The 20690-nt window shown below is 71.7% G+C and carries 18 protein-coding genes; 12 read left to right on the top strand and 6 right to left on the bottom strand.

Annotated features, from left to right (window positions below):
- The first annotated feature begins 8 nt into the window (after window positions 1-8).
- The 4 genes from hisH to J2S42_RS12320 all read left to right on the top strand — a co-directional run bounded on the left by hisH (window position 9) and on the right by J2S42_RS12320 (window position 2363).
- The gene (gene hisH / locus J2S42_RS12335; RefSeq protein ID WP_307238689.1) at window positions 9-626 is read left to right on the top strand and encodes an imidazole glycerol phosphate synthase subunit HisH; all 618 of its coding nucleotides are present in this window, start codon (window positions 9-11) and stop codon (window positions 624-626) included.
- Window positions 623-952, top strand: coding sequence for a hypothetical protein (locus tag J2S42_RS12330; RefSeq protein ID WP_307238686.1), 330 nt, complete (start codon window positions 623-625; stop codon window positions 950-952). Before hisH ends, J2S42_RS12330 begins: the two co-directional genes overlap by 4 nt.
- Window positions 953-965: 13 nt before the next feature.
- Window positions 966-1691 (top strand): bifunctional 1-(5-phosphoribosyl)-5-((5-phosphoribosylamino)methylideneamino)imidazole-4-carboxamide isomerase/phosphoribosylanthranilate isomerase PriA, encoded by a 726-nt coding sequence (gene priA, locus J2S42_RS12325; protein ID WP_307238684.1) that lies wholly within the window; start codon window positions 966-968, stop codon window positions 1689-1691.
- A gap of 135 nt (window positions 1692-1826) precedes the next feature.
- Window positions 1827-2363 (top strand): hypothetical protein, encoded by a 537-nt coding sequence (locus J2S42_RS12320; protein ID WP_370879165.1) that lies wholly within the window; start codon window positions 1827-1829, stop codon window positions 2361-2363.
- A 174-nt stretch (window positions 2364-2537) separates the two neighbouring features.
- On the opposite strand, the gene J2S42_RS12315 is transcribed toward J2S42_RS12320, so the two are convergent.
- Both J2S42_RS12315 and J2S42_RS12310 read right to left on the bottom strand, forming a co-directional pair.
- Complete coding sequence (locus tag J2S42_RS12315; protein WP_307238680.1) at window positions 2538-2870, bottom strand: hypothetical protein; 333 nt, start codon at window positions 2868-2870, stop codon at window positions 2538-2540.
- The gene (locus J2S42_RS12310; RefSeq protein WP_307238678.1) at window positions 2870-4579 is read right to left on the bottom strand and encodes an AbeC-like domain-containing protein; all 1710 of its coding nucleotides are present in this window, start codon (window positions 4577-4579) and stop codon (window positions 2870-2872) included. Before J2S42_RS12310 ends, J2S42_RS12315 begins: the two co-directional genes overlap by 1 nt.
- Window positions 4580-4838: 259 nt before the next feature.
- Here J2S42_RS12310 and J2S42_RS12305 point away from each other — a divergent pair, with 259 nt between their 5' ends.
- A complete protein-coding gene (locus J2S42_RS12305) occupies window positions 4839-5642 on the top strand; it encodes a zinc finger protein (RefSeq protein WP_307238676.1) in 804 nt (267 codons plus the stop codon).
- 11 nt (window positions 5643-5653) lie between these two features.
- On the opposite strand, the gene J2S42_RS12300 is transcribed toward J2S42_RS12305, so the two are convergent.
- The gene (locus tag J2S42_RS12300; RefSeq protein WP_307238674.1) at window positions 5654-6559 is read right to left on the bottom strand and encodes a LysR family transcriptional regulator; all 906 of its coding nucleotides are present in this window, start codon (window positions 6557-6559) and stop codon (window positions 5654-5656) included.
- Window positions 6560-6631: 72 nt separating this feature from the next.
- Between J2S42_RS12300 and J2S42_RS12295 the strand changes: the two genes are divergently transcribed.
- From J2S42_RS12295 to J2S42_RS12280, 4 genes are all read left to right on the top strand, one after another.
- Entirely contained in the window at window positions 6632-7528 is an 897-nt protein-coding gene (locus J2S42_RS12295; protein ID WP_307238672.1) for an EamA family transporter, read from the top strand.
- Window positions 7525-8280, top strand: coding sequence for an imidazole glycerol phosphate synthase subunit HisF (gene hisF, locus J2S42_RS12290; protein ID WP_307238669.1), 756 nt, complete (start codon window positions 7525-7527; stop codon window positions 8278-8280). The genes J2S42_RS12295 and hisF overlap by 4 nt, the downstream gene beginning before the upstream one ends.
- A gap of 17 nt (window positions 8281-8297) precedes the next feature.
- Window positions 8298-9197: an AraC family transcriptional regulator gene (locus J2S42_RS12285; RefSeq protein ID WP_307238667.1), complete on the top strand. Its 900-nt coding sequence runs from the start codon at window positions 8298-8300 to the stop codon at window positions 9195-9197.
- Between the two features lie 94 nt (window positions 9198-9291).
- Window positions 9292-10098 (top strand): class I SAM-dependent methyltransferase, encoded by an 807-nt coding sequence (locus J2S42_RS12280; RefSeq protein ID WP_307238665.1) that lies wholly within the window; start codon window positions 9292-9294, stop codon window positions 10096-10098.
- A gap of 86 nt (window positions 10099-10184) precedes the next feature.
- Here the strand turns inward: J2S42_RS12280 and J2S42_RS12275 are convergent, their stop codons facing one another.
- Window positions 10185-11135: a LysR family transcriptional regulator gene (locus J2S42_RS12275; protein WP_307248717.1), complete on the bottom strand. Its 951-nt coding sequence runs from the start codon at window positions 11133-11135 to the stop codon at window positions 10185-10187.
- A 191-nt stretch (window positions 11136-11326) separates the two neighbouring features.
- On the opposite strand from J2S42_RS12275, the gene J2S42_RS12270 reads away from it, so the two are divergent.
- Genes J2S42_RS12270 through J2S42_RS12260 form a run of 3 tightly spaced genes read left to right on the top strand, consistent with a single transcriptional unit; the run spans window position 11327 to window position 14651 of the window.
- Window positions 11327-11971: a succinate dehydrogenase cytochrome b subunit gene (locus J2S42_RS12270; protein ID WP_307238663.1), complete on the top strand. Its 645-nt coding sequence runs from the start codon at window positions 11327-11329 to the stop codon at window positions 11969-11971.
- Window positions 11971-13908, top strand: coding sequence for a fumarate reductase/succinate dehydrogenase flavoprotein subunit (locus J2S42_RS12265; RefSeq protein ID WP_307238661.1), 1938 nt, complete (start codon window positions 11971-11973; stop codon window positions 13906-13908). Before J2S42_RS12270 ends, J2S42_RS12265 begins: the two co-directional genes overlap by 1 nt.
- Window positions 13908-14651 (top strand): succinate dehydrogenase/fumarate reductase iron-sulfur subunit, encoded by a 744-nt coding sequence (locus tag J2S42_RS12260; protein WP_307238659.1) that lies wholly within the window; start codon window positions 13908-13910, stop codon window positions 14649-14651. Before J2S42_RS12265 ends, J2S42_RS12260 begins: the two co-directional genes overlap by 1 nt.
- Before the next feature lie 75 nt (window positions 14652-14726).
- On the opposite strand, the gene J2S42_RS12255 is transcribed toward J2S42_RS12260, so the two are convergent.
- Complete coding sequence (locus tag J2S42_RS12255; protein WP_307238658.1) at window positions 14727-19139, bottom strand: hypothetical protein; 4413 nt, start codon at window positions 19137-19139, stop codon at window positions 14727-14729.
- Between the two features lie 52 nt (window positions 19140-19191).
- On the bottom strand, window positions 19192-20649 hold the full coding sequence (yczR, locus tag J2S42_RS12250) for a MocR-like transcription factor YczR (protein ID WP_307238656.1): 1458 nt from the start codon (window positions 20647-20649) through the stop codon (window positions 19192-19194).
- Window positions 20650-20690: the final 41 nt, after the last annotated feature.

Here is a 20690-nt window from a genome sequence, read left to right as displayed (position 1 = left end):
AGCGATCAATGACAAAGCGTGTGGTGATCCTGGACTACGGCTCCGGCAACCTGCGCTCCGCCGAGCGCGCGCTGGAGCGGGCCGGTGCGGACGTGACCGTCACGCCGGACCTGACCGCGGCCGCGGACGCGGACGGCCTGGTGGTGCCGGGCGTCGGCGCGTTCGCCGCGTGCATGGCCGGGGTGGAGGCGATCGACGCCGGCCCGATGATCGCGGAGCGGGTTGCGGCCGGCCGGCCGGTGCTCGGCATCTGCGTCGGCATGCAGATCTTCTTCGAGTACGGTGACGAGCACGGCACCGTCACCAAGGGCCTCGGCCTGCTGCCCGGCGGCGTGACCCGGCTCACGGCCGAGCGCATCCCGCACATGGGGTGGAACACGGTGACCGCGCCGCCGGAGAGCCGCCTGATGGACGGCATGCCGGACGACGCCCGGTTCTACTTCGTGCACTCCTACGGTGCCAGCGGCCTGGACGCGCTGCGGGACGCGGTGGTGACCACGGCCGCGCACGACGAGCCGTTCGCGGCCGTGGTCGAGCACGGCCCGTTGTCCGTCGCGCAGTTCCACCCGGAGAAGTCCGGCGACACCGGCGCGCGCCTGCTCCGGAACTGGATCGACGGGCTGTGAGCAAGGACCGGGCCATCCGGCGGGCCGCCCGGCTGCTGGAGGCGGAGCAGAAACGCGCCGCCCGCGCGGCCGTGGCGTCCCGCCGCCAGCGGCGCAAGGACATCACGGACAGGATCGTGCCGAAGCTGCCGGACCGGCGCACCGGCCGGCTCCAGCCGCGGCGCACCGCGACCCAGCGTGCCGCGATCGTGATGCTCAGCTTGCTCGCCGTGATGGTGACCTGGTACCTGGTGGACGACCTGGTGATGCGCCTGATCATCGTTCTGGTGCTGATCCTCGCCCTACCAGCGCTGATCGTGATCGCGCTGGGCCGAAGAAACTCATGATCAAGGAGAATCCGTGACCCTCGAACTGCTTCCCGCCGTCGACGTCGCCGACGGTCAGGCCGTCCGCCTGGTGCAGGGCGCGGCCGGCAGCGAGACCGCGTACGGCGACCCGCTCGAGGCCGCGCTGGCCTGGCAGACCGACGGCGCCACCTGGATTCACCTGGTCGATCTGGACGCCGCGTTCGGCCGTGGCTCGAACGCGGAGCTGCTCGCCGAGGTGGTCGGCCGGCTCGACGTCAACGTGGAGCTGTCCGGCGGCATCCGGGACGACGAGTCGCTGGAGCGCGCGCTGGCCACCGGCGCCACCCGGGTCAACATCGGCACGGCCGCGCTGGAGAACCCGGAGTGGTGCGACCGGGTCGCCGCGGAGTACGGCGACCGCGTCGCGATCGGTCTGGACGTGCGCGGCCGCACGCTGTCCGCGCGCGGCTGGACCCGGAACGGCGGCGACCTCTACGAGGTGCTGGCCCGTCTGGACAAGGCCGGTGCGGCGCGCTACGTCGTCACGGACATCACCAAGGACGGCACCATGCGCGGGCCGAACCTGGACCTGCTCCGCGAGGTCTGCGCCGCCACGTCCGCGCCGGTGATCGCCAGCGGTGGCGTGTCCACGCTGGACGACCTGCGCGCGCTGGCCACGCTGGAGTCGGTCGGCGTCGAGGGCGTCATCGCCGGTAAGGCGCTCTACGCGGGTGCGTTCACGGTGTCCGAGGCACTGCGGGTCCTGTTCGAGAGCTGACCGGGGACCCGATGGTCTTGGGACCATCGGCCCTGCTGCGCACCCCCTCCCGGCGGCGAGCATGAATGTGACGACAGGGGATGGGAACGCCGAGGGAGTTCCGCCGGTCGTCAGCTGATCCGGGAGGGGATCACCGTGGTGACCGTTGCGCACACCAGGACCGCCGTTGCTTCGAAGACCGTCACCGACCACGCGTTCGGCGAGGTCACCTGGGCCGTCACCCGCGTCGGGCTGGGTTTCGTCTTCCTGTGGGCGTTCCTGGACAAGCTGTTCGGCCTCGGCAAGTCGACGCCGGCCGAGAAGGCGTGGCTGAACGGTGGTCAGCCGACCAAGGGCTTCCTGGCCGGTGTCGAGGGGCCGTTCGCCGGTGTCTTCAACGCGATGTCCGGGAACGTGCTGCTCGACTGGCTGTTCATGGCCGGCCTGGCCGGCATCGGTGTCGCGTTGATCCTCGGCATCGGGATGCGGATCGCCGCGGTCTCCGGTGTGCTGATGATGGTGCTGATGTGGGCGGCCAGCCTGCCGATCGCGACCAACCCGTTCCTCGACGATCACCTGATCTACGCGCTGGTCATCGCGGGCCTCGCGGCCACCGGCGCCGGCCTCCGCTACAGCCTGGCCGCCACCTGGGCCAAGGTCCCGCTGGTCGGCAAAGCCCCCTGGCTCAAGTGACGTCACCGATCGACGGCCCCGGAGAGTTGCCACTCTCGGGGCCGTCGCGTTGCCGTACCGGCAAGAAGATCCAGATCTTGGTCTTTCCTGCTTCCGGCGTGGTGCTGCCCGCATGTTCGGAGCGGGCACCGGTCGTCGCCGGCGCTCCTCCCTGCGCGTTTCGCCGTGGTCGAGTCAGGACCGCAGCGCGGCGCGCAGCTTCTCGGTGGCGGTGACGAACGCGCCCGCCTCGGTGACCCGGTCCAGCAGCCGGTGGGCCGCGGCCATCGCGGCCGCGGTGTCCGGTGGCTCGGTCTGCGTCGCGGCCGCGATCGCGTTCACGTCGCGCAGCGCCGCGTCCGGGTCGGGCAGCGCCTCCGGGACCGCGTCGATCGCGGCGTGCAGCCGGCGGGCCGCGGACAGCACCGGCGCGAGCGGGTCCGGCCGGTACCGGCCGACGATCGCCCGCGCGTGATCACCGGCCGCGGCGGCACCGTGATTGTCGCCGTGGATGTGCACGCCGCCCATCAGTCGTCCTTCCCCTTCTTCGCCCCGTCCCCGTCGTGCTTCGTGGCCTGTGCCTCCGCGCCGGCGGCCGCGGCACCGTAGTTGTCGCCGCTGATGAAGACGCTGCTGTTGTTGTAGACGTTCATCCGCCGCTCGTACTCGGACGTGTCGATGCCGGCGTCGCGCAGATATCCGATCACCGCCTCGCTGATCCGGCGCTCGATCAGCTTCGTGTACTTCTCCGCGTCCAGCCGCTGCAGGTAGGTGACCGGGTGGGCCGCGGACGTCGCCTGCCGCAGGTCGAACCGCGCGCCGAAATCGCCGAGCTCCTCCTCGGTCACCTCGGTCTCCGCCCGGCGCATCCCGCGGGCCAGCACGGCCATCCGGTAGAGCGTGACCGCCATCCGCAACGGTGCCACCGCGAGGTTCTCGCCGAAGTCGCGCAGGCTCTCCAGCGCCGCCCGTCCGCCGACACCGCCACCGGCCGGGTAGCCGTCGATCCGGCGGTAGCGGTGACCCAGCGGGCCGAGCACGGTCGACACCGTCTCCACGTAGAGCATGCCGCCCTCCACCGCGATGTGCGTGAACGTGGAGACCGCGATGCTGTGGTGCTCGCCCGGGATCAGCATGCGCCCGTCCGCGGAGTGCACCGGCGTCACGTTCGCGCCGACCGTGGCCCGCAGGAAGTGCCGCACGCTGGCCTGCGGATGCCGGATCACCGACTCCATCGCGGCCGGTGTCGCGTGCGAGTACGGCACCAACGCGTCCGTGTCGACCAGCGGCCAGCCCTCGCCGCCGACGCCCGCGGAGACGATCTGGTCGCGCAGCGTCAGCCCGGACATCCGTTCCGCCTCGCGCAGGTCACCGGCGCGCAACGCGGCCAGCCGCCGCTTGACGTACCGGTTCAGCGCGACCGGGTCCACCGCGACCGGCCGGTCCCCGTCCCCGTCCCCGTCCGGCTTCAGCTCCATCGCCATCGACCAGGCGCGCAGCACACCGCCCGCGCCGAGGAACGGGTTGTCGCCGGAGTGCAGCAGGATGTTGCCGCGCTGGGCCAGTGACAGCCGCGCGATCCGGTCCTCCACCCGCGGGCTCGGCACGATCGCGCCCCGGTCCGCGTGGCCGGGACTCAGCTCGACCGTGAGCGCGCGCAGGATCGTGTGCCGCACCGCTACCGTGACGATCAGAACCGCACCACCGGTCAACAGCATCATCAGGTACGGCGAGCCGTCGTCCTCCGGCTCCGCGTATCCCGTCGGGCCGAGGAGCGTCGGCCCGATGACCGCGTAGACCAGCGGCAGCGCGACCAGGCCGGCCAGCACCAGCTGCCAGGCCTTCGGGCGCTTGCCGCCGATCCACCGCGCGGCACCGGTCAGCAGCAGGCCGAAGCAGACCAGCCCGAGCACCGGGCCGGGCGCGATGATGAACGCGAGCAGCAGGACCGCGCACACCGCGGCGTGCTGGGTGAGCCACAGCCGGCGTGCCCGGAACGCGTGCCGCAGCACCGGTTCCACGTCGTAGTCGACGGCCGGAGAAACAGCGCGATGTCGATCCTTGAGCAATTCCGTGATCACCCGGTCGGCGAATCCGGGAACGGTATAGACCGCGCCGCTCAGGCATCGGGTGATCGCGGACAACGGGCCCCGGTGCGCCGCCGCCCCCGGCTCGCCGTGATGGAACCGCGCGGCCGGGACCGAGGCCGTGACGGTGCTGGCTTCCTCGACGTACATACGCTCCCACCAGTGCCGACAGTGGTTTATGGAGCCCGACGGTACGGCGGCGGCACCCGGTGTGGCATGGGCTTTTCGTCTTGCCGGGGTGTTCCTTCGGCCCGGGTGGAGCGGCGACCGGTGCGCGTCGCCGTCGGTCCGGGCCTATTCGGTACCGGGTCCGGTGAATCGCTGGGTAATGCGTTGCCCGGCGGCCTCACCACGCTATTCACTGCGTTGGTAAATGGTCGGGAAAAGTGCGCGTCCCCGGAGGCAATTGATGATCGAATGGCAATGCCCCGAATGCGGTACGGCGAATGACGCGTCCGCGCCGCGCTGCCTGGTCTGCGACGGCGCCGCGCCCGCGACGGCGGAGAGCGCCCCGGCCGTGCTGACGTTCGTGCCGGGCGGACGCCGCCGCCGGGCCGCGGCACCGGCCGGGCGGTGGCGAGTGGCCGCGATCGCGCTGGTGGTGCTGGCCGGGCTGCTCGGAGCCGGCTACCTGCTGGTGGACACCGGCGCGGAGCCCGCCGCCGGGACGACGAGTTCGCCGGAGGCCGTCTCCACCGAGCCCTTCGGCGAGCCGGAGATCTCCCATCAGCCGGAGTCGTTCTCCGTGGCGGAGCCGTCCGCGGTGGCGGAGCCGGTGCCGTTCGACGAAGGGCTCCCGGAGCCGGCGCCCGGCCGGATCGGTCTCGTCTCGATCGCGCCCGCGGCCGCCGGCGACGCGCGGGTGGTGGAGATCGCCACGCTGTTCGACACGTACTTCACCGGTATCAACACGCACGACCCGACGGTCGCCACCCGGGTCTTCGCGCCCGGCGGCGTGGTCGACCCGGGCGACGCCGGCCACGTCGCGACGTTCAACGCGGACACCGCCACCACGCAGGACTTCGACGTGTGGCTGCTGGCCGTGGACGGTGACGTGGCGACCGTGTCGTTCACCAGCAGCCAGGCGCCCGGCTTCGGCCCGCCCGAGCGGCCCGGCGAGACCTGCACGAACTGGCGTCTCGACTTCCGGCTGACCGGCGACCCGCTGATCCTCGGCACCGCCCCCGGCGCCGCCTCCAGCCCTTGCGCCTGACGCCGGGCCGATCAGGCCGGGGTGCGGGACGCGTACCCGGCCCAGGCCTCGCGCAGCGCCGTGACGGCCGCGCCGATCGCCGGGCGGGCCGCGGAGGCCTCGCGCCAGGCCAGCACCACGCGGCGGGTCGGCGGCGGCGTCACGGTCACCACGCGCACGCCGGCCGGCAGTGCGGTGCGGGCCAGGCGCGGCACCATGGCGACGCCGAGGCCCGCGGCGACCAGCGTCAGCTGCGTCTCGAACTCGCCCACCAGGAAGTCCGGCCGGACGCCGGGCAGCACGCGGAGCAGCCACTGGTGGCAGATCGCGCCGGCCGGCGCGGAGATCCACCGCTCGTCGCGGGTCTGCGCGAGCCGCACCCGGGAGCGGCCGGCCAGCCGGTGCCCGCTCGGCACGATCAGGTCCGCGACGTCCAGGCCCAGCTCCAGGTGCGCGACGCCGGGCGGGTAGCGGAGCGCGACCTCCGGCCAGTCGTCCAGCACGCACAGGTCGACGTGGCCGCGTTGCAGTGCGTCCAGGCCCTCGTGCGGGTTGCCCTCGACGATGCCGGTGGCCAGGCCGGGGTGGTCGGCCGCGAGCCGGTGCAGCGCGTGCGGGAGCAGCGCGCGGGCCGCGGTCGCGAACGATGCCACGGTCAGCCGGCCGGTGACGGTGTCCCGGTGGGCGGCGAGCGCGGCCTCGGCCTCGTCGACCGCGGACAGCACCGACTCGGCGTGCCGGGCCAGCACGTGACCGGCCTCGGTGAGCCGCACGCCGCGGCCGTCCTTCTCCACGAGTGTGGTCCCGGTCTCCCGCTCCAGCTTGCCGATCTGCTGGGAGACCGCGGACGGCGTGCAGTGCAGCGCGGAACTGGCGGCCAGCACGCTGCCGTAGCTGGCCAGGGCGTGCAGCGCGCGGAGACGGCCCAGATCCATCATGAAGTGACGGTACATCGTCGATGCAGCACAATTCGCTGTTGCTTAAGCGTCGAGCCGCACACGATGAGGAGCATGAGACCTCGCGACATCGCGCTGGCCGTAGCCGTGGCCGCGGTATGGGGCGTCAACTTCGTCGTCATCGCGGTCGGCCTCGACCACTTCCCGCCGCTGCTCTTCTCCGCGTTGCGGTTCGGGCTCGCGGCCGTACCCGCGCTGTTCTTCGTGGGTCGTCCGCGGGTGCCGTGGCGGTGGGTGATCGCGGTCGCGCTGGCGCTCGCGGTCACCAAGTTCTCGCTGCTGTTCTTCGGCATCGAGGCGGGCATGCCGGCCGGGCTGTCCTCGCTGGTGCTGCAGAGCCAGGCCGTGTTCACCACGCTGTTCGCGGTGCTGCTGCTGCGCGAGCGCCCGCGCGGCGTGCAACTGGCCGGGCTGGCGGTCGCGGCGGCCGGGCTCGCGGTGGTCGCCGCCCGGATCGGCCCGGACCGGCCACCGGCCGCGTTCGCGCTGGTCATCGGCGCGGCCGTGGCGTGGGGCCTGTCCAACGTGGCGACCCGGAAGGCGTCGCCGCCGGACAGCCTGCGGTTCATGGTCTGGGTGAGCGCGCTCGGCGCGGTGCCGCTGTTCGCGCTGTCGCTGATCGCCGACGGCCCGGCCGCGGACCTGGCGGCGCTGCGCGACGCTGACCTGCCCGCGATCGGCGCGGTGCTGTTCATCGCGTTCGTCGCCACGCTCGGCGGCTTCGGCGCGTGGGGCTCGCTGATCAAGCGGTACGGCGCGTCCACGGTCGCGCCGTTCTCCATGCTGGTGCCGTTCTTCGGGATGGGGTCGGCCGCGCTCTTCCTCGGCGAGCCGGTGCACCCGGCGGACGTGCTCGGCGGGCTGCTGGTGATCGGCGGCGTGCTGCTGCCGTTCCTGGTCACGCCTCGCGCGAAGACGGTCGCCGCGGCCCCGATAGGCTCGTCGGCATGACTGTGGCGGTGCGCGTGATCCCGTGTCTGGACGTGGACGCCGGGCGGGTGGTCAAGGGTGTGAACTTCGCCGACCTGCGGGACGCGGGCGACCCGGTCGAGCTGGCCGCCGCCTACGACGCGGCCGGTGCGGACGAGCTGACGTTCCTGGACGTGACGGCCAGCTCCGACGACCGCGGCACGATGCTGGACGTGGTGCGCCGGACCGCCGAATCGGTCTTCATCCCGCTGACCGTCGGCGGCGGCGTGCGCTCGGTGGAGAACGTGGACACGCTGCTCCGGGCCGGTGCGGACAAGGTCGGCGTGAACACCGCCGCGATCGCCCGCCCCGAGCTGATCTCCGAGATCGCGCACCGCTTCGGCAACCAGGTCCTGGTGCTCTCGCTGGACGTGCGCCGCAGTCCCGAACTCGGCTTCGAGGTGACCACGCACGGCGGCCGCCGCGGCACCGGCCTGGACGCGGTCGAGTGGGCACGCCGGGTGGCCGAGCTGGGCGCCGGCGAGATCCTGCTGAACTCGATGGACGCGGACGGTACGAAGGCCGGCTTCGACCTGGAGCTGATCGGCCGGGTCCGCGAGGTGGTGGACATCCCGGTGATCGCCAGCGGCGGCGCCGGTGCGGTGGCCCACTTCCCGCCCGCGGTCGAGGCCGGTGCGGACGCGGTGCTCGCCGCCAGCGTCTTCCACTTCGGCGAGCTCTCCATCCCCGAGGTCAAGACCGCGCTCCGCGAGGCCGGCCACCCGGTCCGATAGCCAGGGACCCACGACCGGTGGACGTGATCACCGACATCGTCGGCACCATGCGGGCGAGCGGCGCCGCCGGTGGGCACCTGTTCCGCCGTTCGGGACCGTGGGGCCTGCGGTTCCCGGCCGTCGACGGCGCCGGCTTCCACGTGGTCCGGCACGGCACCGGCTGGCTGGTCGCGGCGGACCGGCGCCCGGTGCCGGTGGGACCCGGCGACGTCGTCTTCTCCCCGTACGGCGCGGAGCACGGGTTCTCCGACACGCCGCGGCCGGTCGGCTCGCTGCCGGTCGCCGACCCGAACGAGCCCGGTGAGCCCGGTCCGGCCGACGTCGAGCTCGTCTGCGGCGGCTACCTGCTGAACCGTGGCCGGGTGCACCCCTACCTGCGCACGCTGCCCGAGGTCGTGGTGATGTCGTCCCCGGAGCTGCACCGGGATCCGGCGCTGCGCGCGCTGGTGGACCTGGTGGGTACGGACGTGCATCGGGACCGGCGGGCCGCCGCCGTGGTCCTGCCCGCGGTCGTCGACCTGTTGCTCGTGCACGGCCTGGAGTGGGTCCGGGAGCGGCTGGCCCGGCCCGAGGTGCCGGCGGTCACGGACGCGGCGATCGCGGCCGTGCTGCGCGCGGTGCGGGCAGGGCTGGACCGGCCGTGGACGGTCGGGCGGCTCAGCGCCGTCGCGGGTCTGCCCCGGGCCGCGTTCGCCAGGCGGTTCGCCGAACTGGTGGGGGAGCCGCCGATGACCTGGGTGATCCATCAGCGGCTGGGGCACGCGGCCGGTCTGCTGCGCACGACCGGGGAACCGCTCGCGGTCATCGCCCGGCAGGTCGGCTACGCCGGTGAGTTCGCGTTCGCCGCCGCGTTCCGGCGGCGGTTCGGGATCGCGCCGGGGCGGTACCGGCAGAACGCGGCCGGCCGGCCCGGCTGATCGCGTATGTTCCCGTACCGATCCGGCATGGTCGTGCGCCGCGGGCGGCGGAAGGGTTGGGGGTGCAACGCGACCCCTCCGGAAGGACACGGCAATGACGGTGGAACGGCCTGACTACGACACCATCGCGCGGAAGTGGGACGACCGCGAGTATCTCCGCGAACCGGTGACCGGGGCGATCATGGAGCGGCTGCCGGGGATACCGGACGGCGCGCTGGTGCTGGACATGGGGTGCGGCACCGGCGAGCCCGGCCTCACGGTGAAGGCGCGGTATCCGGCGTCCCGGCTGCTGGGCGTCGACATCTCCGAGCCGATGATCGCACTCGCCCGGTCGAAGGCCCGGCGGCTCGGCGACGTCTCCTTCGAGACGCGGCCGATGAGCGACACCGGGGCCGGGCCGGCGTCCGTCGACGTGCTCGTCTCCCGCTTCGCGCTCCTCTACGAGGAGCACCGGGACGTCCGGCCGTCGCTGGCCGAGGCGGCCCGGGTGCTGCGGCCCGGCGGCGCGTTCTCGCTGGCGGTGTGGGACCGGGCCGAGCTGAACACACTGATCGCGCTGCTGCACGGCGCGGTCGGTGACCTGGCGGGTGCGGCGGCGCTGCCGGACCCGTTCGCGTACGACGTGCTCGCGACGCCGGGCCGTCGGGCCCGGCTGCTGCGCGAGGCCGGGTTCGCGGTGGTCGAGGAGGCCGCGTTCACCTTCGACTACCGGATCGCCGGCCGGGCGGCGCTGCTCGACGTGCTGCACACCAGTCCGTACGGGCCCTTCGTCGGCACGCTCGGCGCGGCGGACCGGGCCGCGGTGGAGGACCGCGTCACCGCCCGCGCCGCCGTGCACGCGGAACCGGACGGCGGCTACCGGATTCCGATCACCTGCCGCTTGCTGTGGGGCCGCCGCTGACGGGCCCGGGGTTCGTGGTGACCACACGGAGGCTGGAGCCCGCGGGAGCATGCGGGCTCCGGCCACGCCGGAAGCGGGACGACGAGTCAGGGATTCGGCGCCGCAGGCGGCGACTGGATGACCGTGACCCCCGCCGGGAGCGGACCGGCCGCGATGAAGTCGAGCAGCGTCTCGCGGAGCGCGGTGGCCGCGTGCGGGAGGACCGACTCGCGGCGGCGGGCGAGCGCGATCGTGCGGTGCACGCCCGGCGCGGCCAGCGGCGTGGCGCGCAGCAGCGGGCGGTTGGCCAGCACCATGCCGGGGACCAGGGCGACGCCGAGGCCGGCCTCGACGAACGCGAGCACCGCGTCCATCTCGCCGCCCTCGACCGCGTAGCGGGGGGTGAAACCGGCCCGGCGGCATGCCTCGATGGTGGCGGTGCGCAGGTCGTAGCCGACGCGGAACATGACCAGCGGGGTGTCGCGCAGCTCAGCGAGCGCGAGCCGGCCGGAGAGCGTGGGCGGCGGGCCGCTGGCGACGGACGCGACGACCAGCGACTCGCGCAGGATCTGCTCGGTGTGCAGCGCCGGGTCGCTGCCCTGGTCGGGCAGCACGATCAGGGCCAGGTCCAGCGAGTGCGCGATCAGGTCGACGACCAGGTCCTGTGAGCCGCCCTCGTCGACGTGCAGCTCCACCTCGGGGTGGTGCTCCCGGAAGTTCCGGAGCACGCCGGGGACGAGCGACGTGCACAGGCTGGGGGTGGCGCCGAGCCGGACCCGGCCGCGCCGCAGGCCGACGATCTCCTGGACCGCGTGCCGGGCCGCGTCCGCGTCCGTGACGATGCGGCGAGCCAGCGGCAGCAGCGTCTCGCCGACCGTGGTGAGGCGGACGTTGCCCGGGTGGCGGTCGAACAACGGTGCGCCGAGTGCTATTTCCAACGTGTGAATCTGCTTACTGAGCGTTGGCTGTGAAACGCCCAACTGATCAGCCGCATGGGTGAAATGTCGGAGTTCTGCCACTGCGACGAAGTATCGGAGCTGCTGTAGCTGCACTCGAATAGCCTATGTCTATCGAGTTGATCGTTCCCATGCATTGGACGAATTCCGACGCCGTTCCTACGGTCGAGTTTGTGGCGGTAGATACCTCAGCCCCGGCCAAGAAGGCCACGGGGCAGAAGGCCGGCCCCGGGCGCCCCGCAGGCGCCCGCAAGCCGGCAGCCGGGCGCTCGCGCGCCCGCTCCACTGTGGCGTTGAAGATCATCATGGCGGTCAGCGGTGCCGTCCTGGTCCTTTACCTCTTCGCGCACATGGTCGGCAACCTCAAGATCTTCGTGGGTGCGGCGGACTTCGACCACTACGCGCACTGGCTGCGCGAGCTCGGTGCGCCGGTGCTGCCCCACCAGTGGGGTCTGTGGATGGTGCGGATCGGCCTGACGGTCGCGGTGATCGCGCACATCGTCTCCGCGACGCTGCTGACGATCCGGGCCCGTAAGGCACGCCCGGTCAAGTACGCGCACCGGCCCAAGGTGCAGGGCAGCTACGCCGCGCGCACGATGCGCTGGGGCGGCGTGATCATCCTGCTCTTCGTGATCTATCACATCCTGGACCTGACCACCGGCACGGTGCACCCGGACTTCGCCGAGGGCGAGGTCTACAACAACGTGGTCGCCGACTTCGCGCCGGAGCGGTGGTACGTGACGCTGTTCTACGTGGTCTCGGTGATCGCGGTCGGCTTCCACCTGCGGCACGGCATCTGGAGCGCGGTCCGTACGCTGGGCCAGCAGTCCGCGCGCGGGCAGCGTGTCGCCCGGGCCGTCGCGCTGGTGGTCGCGCTGGTGCTGACCGCCGGCTTCCTCTCCGTACCCTTCGCCGTGACGACCGGGCTGGTGGGCTGATGACTTTCTGGACTCAGGGCGAGCCGATCGCCGACACCGCGGCCCCGGACGGCCCGGTCGAGACCCGCTGGGAGCGGCGCCAGTTCTCCGCCAAGCTGGTCAACCCGGCCAACCGCCGCAAGCTCACCGTGATCGTGGTCGGCACCGGCCTGGCCGGTGGCTCCGCCGCGGCCACGCTCGGCGAGGCCGGCTACCACGTCAAGTCCTACTGCTACCAGGACAGCCCGCGGCGCGCGCACTCGATCGCGGCCCAGGGCGGCATCAACGCGGCCAAGAACTACCGCAACGACGGCGACTCGATCTACCGCCTGTTCTACGACACGGTCAAGGGCGGCGACTTCCGCGCCCGCGAGTCGAACGTGTACCGCCTGGCCCAGGTCAGCGTTAACATCATCGACCAGTGCGTGGCGCAGGGCGTGCCGTTCGCCCGTGAGTACGGCGGCCTGCTGGACAACCGCTCGTTCGGCGGCACCCAGGTGTCCCGCACGTTCTACGCCCGGGGCCAGACCGGTCAGCAGCTGCTGCTCGGTGCGTACCAGGCGCTGGAGCGGCAGATCGCGGCCGGCAACGTGGAGATGCACGAGCGGCACGAGATGCTCGAGCTGATCATCGTGGACGGCAAGGCGCGCGGCATCGTGGTCCGCGACATGGTGACCGGCGAGATCACCACCGAGGTCGCGGACGCGGTCGTGCTCGCCTCCGGCGGCTACGGCAACGTCTTCTTCCTCTCCACCAACGCCAAGGGCTGCAACGTCACCGCGACCTGGCGCGCGCACCGCAAGGGCGCGTACTTCGCGAACCCGTGTTACACGCAGATCCACCCGACCTGCATCCCGGAGTCCGGCTCGCACCAGAGCAAGCTCACGCTGATGTCGGAGTCGCTGCGCAACGACGGCCGGGTGTGGGTGCCGAAGAAGGCCGGTGACCACCGTGAGGCCGCGGACATCCCGGAGGACGAGCGCGACTACTACCTGGAGCGCATCTACCCGGCGTTCGGCAACCTGGTGCCGCGCGACATCGCGTCCCGGGCCGCGAAGAACGTGTGCGACGAGGGCCGCGGCGTCGGCCCCGGCGGGCTCGGCGTCTACCTGGACTTCGCGGACGCGATCCAGCGGCTGGGCAGGGCGGCGGTCGAGGCGAAGTACGGCAACCTGTTCGAGATGTACTCCCGGATCACCGGCGAGGACCCGTACGTCACGCCGATGCGCATCTACCCGGCGGTGCACTACACGATGGGCGGGCTCTGGGTCGACTACGACCTGCAGTCCAACATCCCCGGCCTGTTCGTGATCGGCGAGGCGAACTTCTCCGACCACGGTGCGAACCGGCTCGGCGCGTCCGCGCTGATGCAGGGCCTGGCGGACGGGTACTTCGTATTGCCGAACACGCTCGGCAACTACTTGGCGTCGGGGCCGTACCCCAAGGTCACGGCGGATCACCCGGCCGTTGTCGAGGCACGCCGGGACGTCGAGGAGCGGATCAGCAAGTTCCTCTCCATCAACGGCGACCGGACCGTCGACTCCTTCCACCGCGAGCTCGGCCACATCATGTGGGAGTACTGCGGCATGGAGCGCACCGAGGAGGGCCTGACCAAGGCGATCGGGCTGATCCGCTCGCTGCGCGAGGAGTTCTGGACCCGGGTCAAGGTGCCGGGCGTCGGGGCCGAGCTGAACCAGAACCTGGAGAAGGCCGGCCGCGTCGCCGACTTCTTCGAGCTGGCCGAGCTGATGTGCATCGACGCGCTGCACCGGGCCGAGTCCTGCGGCGGTCACTTCCGGGCGGAGAGCCAGACCGAGGACGGCGAGGCGCTGCGGCACGACGACGAGTTCGCGTACGTCGCGGCCTGGGAGCACGTCGGCTTCGGCTCGGCGCCCACGCTGCACAAGGAAGACCTCAACTTCGAGTACGTCCACCCCACCCAGCGGAGCTACAAGTAATGAACCTCAAGCTGCGCGTCTGGCGTCAGAAGGGCCCGGAGGACAAGGGCCGGATGGTGACGTACGAGGTCACCGACATCTCCCCGGACGCCTCCTTCCTGGAGATGCTCGACGTCCTCAACGAGCGCCTGATTCTCGAGGGCGACGACCCGATCGCGTTCGACCACGACTGCCGCGAGGGCATCTGCGGCATGTGCGGCATGATGATCAACGGCGTGGCGCACGGCCCGGAGCGGGCCACTACCACCTGCCAGCTGCACATGCGCCACTTCAACGACGGTGACTCGATCACCATCGAGCCGTGGCGGGCCGCACCGTTCCCGGTGATCAAGGACCTGGTGGTCAACCGCGGCGCGCTGGACACGATCATCCAGGCCGGTGGCTACATCACCGCGCCGACCGGCACCGCGCCGGACGCACACGCCACGCCGGTCCCGAAGGCGGACGCGGACGCCGCGTTCGAGGCCGCCACCTGCATCGGCTGCGGCGCCTGCGTCGCCGCCTGCCCGAACGGCTCGTCCATGCTGTTCACCGCGGCCAAGGTCGCCCACCTGGGCCTGCTCCCGCAGGGCCAGCCGGAGCGCTCCTCCCGCGTGGTCAGCATGATCGAGGCCCAGGACGAGGCCGGCTTCGGCGGCTGCACCAACGCCGGCGAGTGCACCACGGTCTGCCCGAAGGGCATCCCGCTCAACCTGATCGGCCGCCTCAACGCCGACTACCTGAAGGCCGTCTCCGGCCGCTGACCTCGCTCCGACCGCCGCCGAGGGCGGTGCTCCCAGATCAAACCCTTCCGGGGGTACGGGTGGGGAGCGCCGCCCTCAGCCTTTGCCGAACGCCAGGTAGTCGTCCGAGACGTCCAGCAGCACGTCCGGGCGCAGCCTGGTCAGCGTGTCGAGGCAGAGCGTCCAGGGAGCGACGGCCAGCGCTCGCGCGAGCAGCCGGTCCGCCTCGGCGCGATCCCCGGCGTTCTCGGCCAGGAATGCGTAGGCCTTCGCCTGCTCCGCCGGGTCCAGGATCTGCGCGACCATGTCGGTCGCGCGGGCCGGTTCACCGGCCTCGGACAGCGCGCGGACCAGGTGCATGACGGCCACAGCCTGTTCCTCCGGGTCAGAGAGGGAGCCGGCCGACGTGGTGACCTCGTCGGCCCGGCCCGCTCCAACGGCGGCCTGCACGAGCCTGAGCGTCAGGGCGTTCCGGTCGGACTCGTCGTCGACGGCCTCGGCTGCCTCGATCGCGATCGCGAACTGGCCGGCGTGGACGGCAGCGTCGGCGGCCTCCTTCAGCGCGTCCGACTGCCGCCAGTCGGTGATCTGCGCCGCGAAGCCGACCGCCCCCCTGATGTCACCGGCCTCGACCGCCTCGCGACTCAGCCTGATGAGCAGTGCTGTGGTCCAGTAGTTCGAGTCGCCCATGTCGATGCATGCCTGGGCGAGCGCGGTCTGATGATGATCTACGGCGAGCTCCGCGATCTCGTCCAACTCGAACTCCCGTTCAGCGGGCGAGAGGTCGAGGACGATCTCGGCTGCGATGTCGGGCTGTACGGCCCGGATCGCGGCCTTGACGATCTTCGTACGGGCGGACGACCGTGTCCAGCCGAGGGTCATGTCTCGCGCACGCAGGTCGGCACGCCGGTAGTCACCAATACGGATCGCCCGTTCGACGAGCAGGTCCAGCGCCCGATCCCGGTCCTCCCCGTCCTCGATCAGGCTGGTCAGTGCGGCCGCGGATGCCTCGTCGCCGGCATCGAGGACGGCCTCTGCTAGGTCGGTGACCTCGCGGTCACGCCGCTCGGCGTCGATCTCGAACAGCAGCTTTCTGGCATGGTCGACATCGCCGCGGTCGACCGAGGTCTTCGCCAGAAGGCTCAAAGCAGCGGCACGTCGAAACGGATCGGACATGGACCTGGCGATCTCGGTCGCGCGTTCCTCGTTCTGCGCGCCCAGAACCAGCTCGAACAGCCGATCGAGCGCGAAGTCCCGCCAGTCCCGATCAACGGCCTGGACCAGCTTCCCGGCACGCTCCCACTCGCCGTCGGCCCACGCGGTGAGGGCGAGATGGACGAGGGCGTCGCGGCGCTCCGCCGGCGTTGTGGCGTTCCGGGCGGTGGTTTCCGCTTCGGCCACCAGTGCAGCGGCCAGTTGCGCGTCGTGGATCTCGCGGGCGGCACGAGCGAGCCGTTCCAACGTCTCCACCCGTTCTGTCACGTCCGCCACCAGCTCAAGAGTCTCCCGGGCCTGTGCGACAAGGCTGGCTGCCCGCTCTCGTTCACCGCGTGACGCCGCCACCGACGCCATGGCCGCCAATACGGTGCGGTTCGCATAAGGCAGTGCCGTCAGCCGTGCCAATTCTTCGGACTCTTGGGCAAGGACTGTGCGGAGCTCCGGATCGACGGCCGGGTCCGCTGCGATCATGGCCAAGGCATTCGCCTTCGACAGTCCCGCCGGAAGGCCGCCCGCCAGCGTGGCGGCCCGAGCCAACTCGCCCGCTTGGACCAGCGCGGTGACCACCTCGATGATTGCGCCGGTGCGGGTGTACTCGTCGTCGATCATCGTGGCGTAGACCAGAGCCTGATCTTGGTCGTGGCGGATGATCTCTGCACTCACCAGCCGGGCCAGGGCCTCGGACCTGGTTGCCTCATCTATGATGGCGCCGGTGAATCTGATCGCCTGGTCATGGTCCCGTGCGGCTGCCGCGATTCTGGCGAGCTGCGACAGGGCATGCGTCGAATGGTCGTCGCTGCGGACCCGGTTCACGATCTCGAGCGCACGTTCGTAGTCACCACGGGACCCGATCGACGTAGCGAGATTGGTCAACTGGTCGGCGCGGAGGTTCACATCGCGGATCCGATCGGCCAGCTCGACGGCCTCAACATCGTGGCCGTCCCGCTGCATGGCGTCGATCAGATGCTCAAGCGCGCGGGCCTGAGCTTTCGGACCGGGGATCGTCAACGCGATCTGTAGCGCTTCCTCTACCCAACCGTGTTCCTCCATCTCCTCGACCAGCCTCGCCAGGGCGTCGTCGCGACGGTCGGCGTCGGAGACGGCGAGGGCCAACTTTCGCGCGTAGTTGAAGGTGCGGCGCTTGATGGCCTTAGACATCATCCGGCGGACGGCACGCTCCTGCCGCTCCGGATCGACGACCCTGGCGATGAGATCGATCGCGCGTACCCGATCCCCGTGCTTGAGAGCCAGTTCGGCTAGGTTGGCGATGGCACCCTCCCGTCCTTCCGGATCAACGATCATCTCTGCTGTCCTGATCGCGTCGTCGTGCTTACCGGATTCATCCATGGTCTCGGCGATGGTGGACAGGAGATCGGACTGGTGCGAGCCCGGCTCCAGCGCCGACGCGATGGCGAGGGCACGGTCCGTGTGCCCACTTTGGTGGAGGGTGCCCGCCAGCTCGGCGAGAACTTCGGCGCGAGCGGCCGGGTCGGTGATCCGCTGGCTGACATCCGCTGCCAGAGAGTCATTCGAGCCGAGACCGGCCGCCAGGACCAGCCTGCGCGTCAGGGTGCTGCGCGGGTGCACCTGCGCAACGTCCTCGGTGGCCGCTACCGCCTGGAGGATCAGCGTGCGGTGCCGATTGACGTCGCTCCGTTCGGCGCCGTTGAGTGCCAGCCTTTCCAGGACCTCAATGCGTTCTCGCGCGCTGCCGATGGCCCGGGTCAGAGCGTCGGCATAGTCGAGAAGCCCGGCCGTGTCCGCTTGCACGGCCAGCGTCGCAAGCCGGCCCGCCGGTAGTACGGCTGCCAGCCGGATCGCCTCGCCGCCCATGCGCGCCGCACGGATCCGGTCGCCGACCGACTCCGCATGCGCCGCCAGTTCAGCCAGTGCCTGCGCGCGATCCTCCACGTCGGTGATCGCGTAGGCGAGCGACTCCGCCCGACCCAGCTCCCCGGCTTTCGCCCAGGCCACCGGTAGCTTTGTCGGGGTGCCGGTGTTCCGGCTGGTCAGGCGCTCGCGGGCGATGGACAGCCGGACCAGCGCGGCCAGGTCGGGCACCGGCCGGCCGAGCAGCACTGCCTGCGCCGCCGCGATCTCGCCCAGCGCGGCCGTGTCGCCGCCGCTGACGCTGTCCATCCGGTCGTGGCGCACCGGATCGATCGCGCACGCGAGCATCCGCGCGTGATCGCCGACGGCTCTGGTCATCTGGAAGTAGCCGCGCAGCAGGTATTCGGGCGTCTCCGCCGGCCAGCCCAGGGCCTGGTAGCGGTCGAACCAGTCGTGCAACCGGCGGCGGTCGCCCGGCAACCGGTCGCGAAGCTGTCTCTCCGCCATGCGCTGCAACTCCTGGTGACCGAGCACGTAGGAGCCGGGACGGGTCCCGGCGAACCAGACGCTCGGCCGGCTCAGGAAGGTGCGTCCGCGCACGCTGTCGAGGAACGTGGTGATCTCGGCGCGGGAGACCTGGGCCAGGTCGGCCAGGTCGTCCGGGTCCAGCCCGCCCAGCGCGGCCGTTATCAGGCTCAGGATCCCGGCTCCGGGCGGCTCGCCGCACGCGATCCGGTTCAGTTCTCGTACCGCGACCCGTTCGATGTCCTCCGCGTGCGGTGACTGGGCGAGCTCCCGCACCACGCCGGGGGAGTTCAGCGGGTGACGACGGGAGACGAGCTGGTCGACCGGGGGATTGGGGCGACTGGAGACGATAATCCGCAGCCCGTCGGCCGGCGTCGCGGGCAGCAGATCGGCGATGGTCGGCTCGCCCGCGGCATCGTTGCCCAGATCCTCGTCCAGCCCGTCGACCACGAGCACCAGTCGCTCGTTGCGCCCGCGGCAGTGCGCGGCGGCGTCGGCGAGCATGCGCATGAGCAGGCCCGGCCGGTTGACCGGGGTCAGTCCGGCCGGCAGCGGTTGGTTGAGCAGCGCGGCCAGCTGTTCCAGGACCAGCTGGGCGAAGGCCGCCTGGGTCGCTTGGTGCGCCACCCGGCCCGCGATGAAGAACGAGACCACTTGCACACCGGGTGGCGGGTGCAGCACGAACCAGGCGAGGAGAGCGGTCTTGCCCGACCAGGCGCGAGCACGCCACCACAGGTACGGCTCACGCTCCGGATCGAGGCAGAAGCTCGCCATCTGCGCGAGCTCGGCGTCCCGGTTCAGCAGTTGCCGCGGCGCGATGTGCCTGACCAGGTCGAGGTAGGCGGAGTGCGGTGGGCCGCCGGTGCCGTAATAGTGGTTGTTGGTCTGGTTGTTGCCCGAGCCGATCTGGAACCCCTGCGACCCGGAAACGTCCATCCGCTCATGGTGCCCAATGAGGACCGTCCGGGGGAACCAGCGACACGGTCGGTCAGGTGATGACCTCCGGTGTGCGCCAGCGGGACCCGGTGCGGATGCGGTCCAGGTCGTAGCGGATCTCCGCTATCCGGCGGACCGCCTCGACCAGGTCCTCGGCCGGCAGCGCGAACGGCAGCCGCAGATACCGCTCCAGCGTCCCGTCCAGCCCGAACCGGGGCCCCGGGGCCAGCCGCACGCCGACGTCCTCGGCCGCGTGCGACAGCGCGCTCGACACCGGCCCGTCCAGCTCCGCCCACAGTGACACCCCGCCGGACGGCACCACCACGCGCCACTCCGGGAACGTCGCGCGGACCGCGGCGACCAGCGCGTCACGCTGCTCCGCGAGCTGGCGGCGGCGGGCGCCGACGATCTCGTCGCTCTGCCGGAGCAACTGCACCGCGACCAGCTGGTCGATCACCGGACTGCCCATGTCCACGCCCACCCGGGCCGCGGCCAGCCGCTGGACCACCGGGGCGGAGGCGCGCACCCAGCCGATCCGCAGGCCGCCCCAGTACGGCTTGCTCATCCCGCCGATGGTCAGCACCCGGGAGTGCCGGTCGAACGCGGCGACCGGCGGCGGCATCGGCGTGCCGTCCAGCGGGAGTTCCACGAAGGACTCGTCCGAGACCACGTCCGTGCCGGTCGCGTGTGCCACGGAGGCGAGGCGTTCACGCAGCTCCAGGGGCATCAGCCGGCCGGTCGGGTTCTGGAACTCGGGAATCAGGTAGGCGAGCTTGGGCCGGGTTTGCCGGAGCGTGCTGAACAGCAGCTCGGAGTCCCAGCCGGCGGCGGGGTCGAGGCCGTGCGTGCCGATCCGGGCGCGGCGGGCGGCCAGCGCGGCCAGCGCGTTCGGGTAGGTGGGCGACTCCACCAGCACGCCGGCACCGACCGCGAGGTGGTGCCGGAGCACGAGGTCCAGCGCCTGCTGCGTACCGCTGGTGATCATGATTTGTTCCGGGCTGGTGGGTAGCCCGCGGGCCCGGAAGCGCTCCGCGACGGCCTCGCGCAGCTCGATGATGCCGGTCGGGTGGTAGCCGGCGTCGCCCAGGTAGCACGGCAGCGCCTCGGCGGCGGCCCGCGCGGCCGGGACCAGTTGCGGTGGCGGCGGCAGCGCGGCGCAGCCGAGGTCGATCATGCCCATGGTGTCGGTCGGTGTCCACAGGCCGGTGGTGCTGACCCGGTGACCGGACGGCAGCGTGGTCCAGCTGCCGGCGCCGCGGCGGCTGGCCAGATGGCCGGTCTCGCGCAGCTCGCGGTAGGCCGCGGTGACCGTGGTGCGGCTGATCGACAGCGCCTCGGCCAGCTCGCGCTCGGCCGGCAGCCGGACACCGAGCGCGAGCCGCCCGTCGGAGAGCAGGCCGCGGACGGCCTGGGCCAGCGCGGCGTACTCCGGGCTGCGCCGGGTGCCGGGCAACGGGTGCCATTGGCCGAGCATTCGGGCCAATTGGCTTCCCCGGATCACCACCGACATGAGCCACCTCCGGGAAATTGGACCTTTGATCGCGACGTATT

It is taken from the genome of Catenuloplanes indicus (assembly GCF_030813715.1).
Taxonomy (GTDB): domain Bacteria; phylum Actinomycetota; class Actinomycetes; order Mycobacteriales; family Micromonosporaceae; genus Catenuloplanes; species Catenuloplanes indicus.
Note: the sequence above shows the minus strand (reverse complement) of the source record. Positions and strands in the feature narration are given on the sequence as shown.

Bases quoted from the DNA above. Each gene is read 5' to 3' on its own strand.
- hisF (WP_307238669.1), top strand. From the start codon at position 7,525: ATGACTGTGGCGGTGCGCGTGATCCCGTGTCTGGACGTGGACGCCGGG.
- hisH (WP_307238689.1), top strand. From the start codon at position 9: ATGACAAAGCGTGTGGTGATCCTGGACTACGGCTCCGGCAACCTGCGC.
- J2S42_RS12315 (WP_307238680.1), bottom strand. From the start codon at position 2,870: ATGGGCGGCGTGCACATCCACGGCGACAATCACGGTGCCGCCGCGGCC.
- J2S42_RS12265 (WP_307238661.1), top strand. From the start codon at position 11,971: ATGACTTTCTGGACTCAGGGCGAGCCGATCGCCGACACCGCGGCCCCG.
- J2S42_RS12260 (WP_307238659.1), top strand. From the start codon at position 13,908: ATGAACCTCAAGCTGCGCGTCTGGCGTCAGAAGGGCCCGGAGGACAAG.
- J2S42_RS12295 (WP_307238672.1), top strand. From the start codon at position 6,632: ATGAGACCTCGCGACATCGCGCTGGCCGTAGCCGTGGCCGCGGTATGG.
- yczR (WP_307238656.1), bottom strand. From the start codon at position 20,649: ATGTCGGTGGTGATCCGGGGAAGCCAATTGGCCCGAATGCTCGGCCAA.
- J2S42_RS12255 (WP_307238658.1), bottom strand. From the start codon at position 19,139: ATGGACGTTTCCGGGTCGCAGGGGTTCCAGATCGGCTCGGGCAACAAC.
- J2S42_RS12310 (WP_307238678.1), bottom strand. From the start codon at position 4,579: ATGTACGTCGAGGAAGCCAGCACCGTCACGGCCTCGGTCCCGGCCGCG.
- J2S42_RS12280 (WP_307238665.1), top strand. From the start codon at position 9,292: ATGACGGTGGAACGGCCTGACTACGACACCATCGCGCGGAAGTGGGAC.
- J2S42_RS12300 (WP_307238674.1), bottom strand. From the start codon at position 6,559: ATGATGGATCTGGGCCGTCTCCGCGCGCTGCACGCCCTGGCCAGCTAC.
- J2S42_RS12305 (WP_307238676.1), top strand. From the start codon at position 4,839: ATGATCGAATGGCAATGCCCCGAATGCGGTACGGCGAATGACGCGTCC.